6 protein-coding genes are annotated in these 3,611 nt (G+C 45.6%); 5 read left to right on the forward strand and 1 reads right to left on the reverse strand.

Translation table 11 applies throughout. From position 1 onward, the window contains the following. From J7J01_00200 to J7J01_00220, 5 genes are all read left to right on the forward strand, one after another. Positions 1-194, forward strand: a 194-nt coding sequence (locus J7J01_00200) for a hypothetical protein (GenBank protein ID MCD6209315.1), incomplete at its 5' end; no start/stop codon positions are given. 6 nt (positions 195-200) lie between these two features. Further along, positions 201-1,163 carry a hypothetical protein gene (locus tag J7J01_00205; protein ID MCD6209316.1) on the forward strand — a complete coding sequence of 321 codons (963 nt, stop codon included), beginning with the start codon at positions 201-203 and terminating at the stop codon, positions 1,161-1,163. Further along, entirely contained in the window at positions 1,160-2,266 is a 1,107-nt protein-coding gene (locus J7J01_00210) for a hypothetical protein (protein MCD6209317.1), read from the forward strand. Before J7J01_00205 ends, J7J01_00210 begins: the two co-directional genes overlap by 4 nt. A gap of 4 nt (positions 2,267-2,270) precedes the next feature. Further along, a complete protein-coding gene (locus J7J01_00215) occupies positions 2,271-2,648 on the forward strand; it encodes a hypothetical protein (GenBank protein MCD6209318.1) in 378 nt (125 codons plus the stop codon). Further along, the gene (locus tag J7J01_00220) at positions 2,645-3,409 is read left to right on the forward strand and encodes a hypothetical protein (GenBank protein ID MCD6209319.1); all 765 of its coding nucleotides are present in this window, start codon (positions 2,645-2,647) and stop codon (positions 3,407-3,409) included. The genes J7J01_00215 and J7J01_00220 overlap by 4 nt, the downstream gene beginning before the upstream one ends. A 1-nt stretch (position 3,410) precedes the next feature. Here the strand turns inward: J7J01_00220 and J7J01_00225 are convergent. After that, the coding region (locus tag J7J01_00225) for a hypothetical protein (protein ID MCD6209320.1) at positions 3,411-3,611 on the reverse strand (201 nt) is incomplete at its 5' end.

Genomic DNA, 3,611 nt, shown 5'->3' on the forward strand with positions numbered 1-3,611 from the left:
CACTGGTGATAAGTGGTGAGCCGGGAACTATAATAACATGCCCTTCCTGTGGCACGAGCTTGGAAGTGCTTGCGGACGATGATGCGGGCTACTGGCCGCTATTTGCGATGTGGTTGCTTGGCATAATAACGGGTATCGGTGCGGTAGTGGGTGGTGCAGCCGCTGTTGGATACAAAATCTATAAAACCCGGTGAAACAAAATGGGCAACGGTAAAGAAGCATTAGGAGTGACATTAGGGCTCGCCGCTGCGGGAGTGGGCGGCTATTTCTTGTATAAAAAGTTTGTATCGGGTGTGGGCAATACCGTATTAGTTACCAAGCTGCTCATGGGTTATAGTGATGGCAACCCAATATATAAGACGGTAGCGACGACGAATTGTGGGTATGGTGGCAGAATCACAGTTGATAGCTGGCTATCAACGATAAAGGGCGAGCCACTGGAGGGTTTTGAGGTCACATTAATAGATGCGGGCACGGGCGAAGAAGTGTGGAGCGGCGTGACGGACGAAAATGGTAGATTCTCTTGTGATGTTTGGGTAGAAGAAGAAAATATGCCAGATAGCAAGCTGACAGTAAAACTCAAGTCCGTATTTAAAGGTTCATACAGTTATGACCCATGTGCGAGTAATGAAGTGACGGTGCATTATGTGAAGCCATGTATACCGAGGCTTGTGGAGATAACCAATTTCGCAATGACAAGGAACGGCTCTGGTGGTCCGGGTGCGGTGGAAGTGGCGCCTGAAGACCCGCTCACGGGCACAATCACATATAAAAACCACAATTTAGAAGCTGATACATATACGATTCAAGGCTATGCTTTCTGTCATTACGATAAAGAGAGACGTAAGATTATATTTATAGGGTTTGAAGAAGATGATAAAGTCTATATATGGGGCACATATTACATAAGCAAAGCTCCTGACAGGGGGAGGAGTGATGCCGTTGATCGAACTACATATGCACTCTACACATTAGAAGAGAAGCCCGTTAGTTATGATGTTGTAGTCTTCGTCGGACCTTATGAAGATGTAACATTGCGATACACAACGCGGGATTATGGCTCCGGTAAGCGCGTTATAGGCATACTCAAGGAAGATTTCCTGTCATATTTCGATATTGTTTATGAATACGAGAAATATTATGATGTGATTGTATACAAATGAGTGAAAATAATAGAGATTTAACCAGCGGGGTGGTGAAGGGTTTAGCAATAGGTGGCGGGGTAGGTGCAGTCGCGCTCGTAGGTTATTACCTTTATAAGAAATTGAAATGGTCACCGATGGCGGAATACCTTGAGAAAGAATATCGTGAAACCGCTTCCGATTTGAATGATCTATTAGAGAAGATCAAAAAAGGAGTACCGATTACAGATAAGGAAGTGGAAGCGGAATGGGCTAAATACAAGCCGAAACTGGATGCTATGAATCAAGACATAGAAAACGAAGGAGGCGGAGGCATAGAGCTACCTGACGATTTTGACACACTCACGAACGAAGAGAAGGCGACAACATTAAAGATATATTACATGCAGGCAAACAGGCGTAAGGCTGCACTTGCCGAACCTACTGGTCAATTGATGAGCACGCTCACAAAAATATTGTATTTATTTGGCGCGTGTGCCGCCGCTGCCATATTCATACGGCTTGTAGATATTCCGGGGTTAATAAGAAAAATAAGACCACCGGTATCGCCGAGAACGAGAACGAAAATTATTAATATCAAACGCAGTGACGGGACTTTCATCAAGAATGCTAAAGTTATTATAGATGATACAACGTATGTCGTTTCTGACGGTGTATTATCACTCGACTTGATAGTTGGTCAGAAATATCTTATCCGTATAATAAAGGAAGGCTATAAGGAATTAAGGCGGGTCATAAGGATACCGAGCGGGACGAGTCCCCTCACTAATGAGTTCAATCCTGAGCCGCTTGCGCATCCTGATGCCGACCCGGAGGACGAACCATTACCGGATATGGACCCTGATCGAGTGGTTGATCTCACACCTGATGCCATTATTGCATTAATTGCATCATGGCTGGGCACAACTGCTAAATGGCTGAAGGAGCACCCACTCGAAACAGCAACAATTATATCGCTCACGATCGCATTGGTTCTCACAATAATAAGTCCAGTGCCAGGCGATGAATATGCAGTAGGATCGGCACTCTCCTCTTATTTATCGAGAATTGGGATTAAAATAGGAGTTGATAAGTTACTCAGCCGAATTCCACTTGCAGCATTAAGAACATGGATAGGGGTATGAAGAAATGTCAGTTGAAATAGTGGAGGCTTGGGTGAATGGACTACCACGTGTTGAGCGTAACCAGCCATTAGTGATTCATGGCGACCGCGCATATACACCGAATGAGATTTTAGCGGAAGTGCGTGCGGGCACGAGTCTGGGTGCGGAGCTACAACGCATAATAGAGGCGCGAGCGTTCACCACCGTAGAGGAGAAGTATGCACTCGCCATATTGCGATTGAAAGAGCGTTTGAAGAAACTGCCGGAGACATACAAGCGTATTATTGGGGGTAAAATATACACACCTTCGCAGCTGTTGGAGGAGATACAGAAAGGCACACGGATCGGGCGGATGTTGATAGAGGCGGAGATGACTAATCTCGAACAAGTTTTGAAAAAATGACCAAAGTATTGATAATCAACCCTCATTATAACGACCCGGCACTGCCGTATTTCGAGTGTGCGCCGAAAGAGGTTTACGAGTATCTCAGTGGAGAGGGTGAGGATGTGGCTATAATTGAGGAGGAAGCCACGCCGGAGTTCTTGCGAGATTATATCCTCAATCATCCCGAAATCGAACATATTTATGGGTTGGGACACGGTTCAAAGGATACATACACGGTTGTTGATACCGAGCCTTTTCTTTCCACTACCACAAACCTTGACCTTGTTAAAGACAGGGTAATATCGCTCCTTTCGTGCCTGACTGCGAACGATTTGGGTCCCGCTATCGTCAGAGCGGGCGCTATCGCATATTTTGGATACAGTGAAGAGGTAATAACATTTGCCGTCCCCACGCCTTGCGGTAGCCGATTCGCTGTTGCACCGATAGTGGGGGATATAGAGAAAGAGAAATCATTACATGCGAAGAAAGATTATGAGGAATGCTACAACGATGCAATATCACGCTGGGATGAGGAAATAGAATACTGGCGTGAGAACTACGATAAGGAGACATATAATGGTGAGCAGGTGACTGAGGAACTGGCGGGCGAGCTCATAAATACAATCATCCATAATCGTGATTGTTTCACACTTATACTTTCACCATCGCCGCCACCTCCACCATCACCTGTGCCGGAGATGATATTATCAATGCTTTCAATTACCGCACTTGGGGGGTTGATTTTGCAACAAACCAAAGCACTACCGAGTTGGTTCTGATCTATTCTTTCACGATAGAGAAGTCTGTGACTTCAGCGGGTACTTCGGGCGGTGGTGGAACTTCTCGTTCTTCCACAAACGATGAAATCACACCAATTAATAGTCCTCCTAATGCACAACCGAATAATGAAAATTTCGTCTTATCCGAAACGGGCGCGGTTGAAGCGATAGCGAGCGCCGTTCCGAGTGATAGCATTGATGC

This window comes from Methanophagales archaeon (assembly GCA_021159465.1).
In the GTDB taxonomy this organism is placed as follows: Archaea; Halobacteriota; Syntropharchaeia; order Alkanophagales; family Methanospirareceae; genus G60ANME1.

Coding starts and splice junctions, on each gene's coding strand:
- J7J01_00205 (MCD6209316.1), top strand. CDS start 201: ATGGGCAACGGTAAAGAAGCATTAGGAGTGACATTAGGGCTCGCCGCT.
- J7J01_00210 (MCD6209317.1), top strand. CDS start 1,160: ATGAGTGAAAATAATAGAGATTTAACCAGCGGGGTGGTGAAGGGTTTA.
- J7J01_00215 (MCD6209318.1), top strand. CDS start 2,271: ATGTCAGTTGAAATAGTGGAGGCTTGGGTGAATGGACTACCACGTGTT.
- J7J01_00220 (MCD6209319.1), top strand. CDS start 2,645: ATGACCAAAGTATTGATAATCAACCCTCATTATAACGACCCGGCACTG.